The sequence below is a fragment of the Brevibacillus porteri genome (genome assembly GCF_003013475.1).
Classification (GTDB): Bacteria; Bacillota; Bacilli; order Brevibacillales; family Brevibacillaceae; genus Brevibacillus; species Brevibacillus porteri.
This window is the reverse complement of the sequence record NZ_PXZO01000012.1, coordinates 1-1277: the sequence shown is the minus strand read 5'-3', so window position 1 is coordinate 1277 and position 1277 is coordinate 1. Positions and strand designations below refer to the sequence as shown.

General features: G+C 44.7%; 2 protein-coding genes. Both read left to right on the top strand.

Annotated elements, in window-relative coordinates:
- The first annotated feature begins 77 nt into the window (after positions 1–77).
- On the top strand, positions 78–407 hold the full coding sequence (locus C7R92_RS09190) for a helix-turn-helix domain-containing protein (RefSeq protein ID WP_106834022.1): 330 nt from the start codon (positions 78–80) through the stop codon (positions 405–407).
- Complete coding sequence (locus C7R92_RS09185; protein WP_158265733.1) at positions 374–1240, top strand: IS3 family transposase; 867 nt, start codon at positions 374–376, stop codon at positions 1238–1240. The genes C7R92_RS09190 and C7R92_RS09185 overlap by 34 nt, the downstream gene beginning before the upstream one ends.
- Positions 1241–1277: the final 37 nt, after the last annotated feature.

The following is a 1277-nucleotide window of genomic DNA, read 5'->3' as shown; positions in this document are numbered from 1 at the left end:
TGAAGTGCACCCCTTAGAATAGACATTGGAAAAACCCCTAGGGAAATCCGATGTAATTCTAGGGGGTGCTTTTCGTCATGGCAGTGAAAGGACAGAAATTTAAACATTATCCAGAATCACTCAAAGTAGAAGCAGTTCGCTTGCACGTGGAAGAGGGATGGAGCTACAGAAAGATTGCCGAACACCTAGGGGTCCAGGATAAATATCGCGTCAGAACTTGGATGAGGAAGTATCGCGAAAGTGGAGAGGTATCATTCAAGGACGGGCGTGGAAATCCTCATCGGGTTGAAACGGAGCAGGACCGGGAGATTCGGCGTCTACAAATGGAGGTAGATGTTTTAAAAAAGTGGTTACAAATCTTGAATCGGGAGGGTTGGAAAACAAGCACATCGTCGTTGACGAGCTAAGGGACAAACGAAGCGTTCAAGAACTATGCGCTTATTTAGAGATAAGCCGAAGCGGTTACTATGCATATGTGAAACGCAAGGGCAATGATCGCGACGAACATCTCAAACACAAAATCAGAAGCATTTATGAAGAACGGGACAAGACAGTTGGCTATCGTCGTGTCCAGGACGAGTTGTACCGTCAATATAACCTGAAAGTAAATCACAAGAAAGTACTACGTCTCATGCAGGAGTTAGGTATACAGGCAATCATTCGTCGTAAATACATCCACCGTACCAGTTATGAAGCGGCTGTGTCGGATGGCAGAATCGCGGAAAATTTGCTGCAACGGAATTTCACTGCGGAAGGGCCTAATCAAAAGTGGGTAACAGATGTCACACAATTCCGGGTGTTTGACCGTCGGATTTACTTATCTGCCATTAAAGATCTATGGAACAATGAGATTGTCGCTTATCATCTAAGCCACCGTAACGATAATTCACTTGTGTTAGAAACCTTTACGAAAGCATTTGAAACGCAAAAAGACGTGGCTGGATTGATCGTTCACAGCGATCAAGGATACCAGTACACGTCCCATGCTTACCACGACATGCTGCCAAAGGTTGGCGCCCGAATCAGCATGTCACGTCGAGGCAATTGTTATGACAACGCCTCCATGGAGAGCTTCTTTTCACATCTGAAAGTCGAAGCACTCTATCCCTATGATATCCGAAGTATAGAGGAAGCACAAAGGCGAATAGAAGAATTTATTCTCTTTTATAACGAGAAAAGAGCACAACGAAAACTAAACAAGCTGACGCCAGTTGAATACCGACGTCAGCTTATAGCCTAGGGCTTTTTTCAATGTCCACTAAATGGGGTCTTGACCA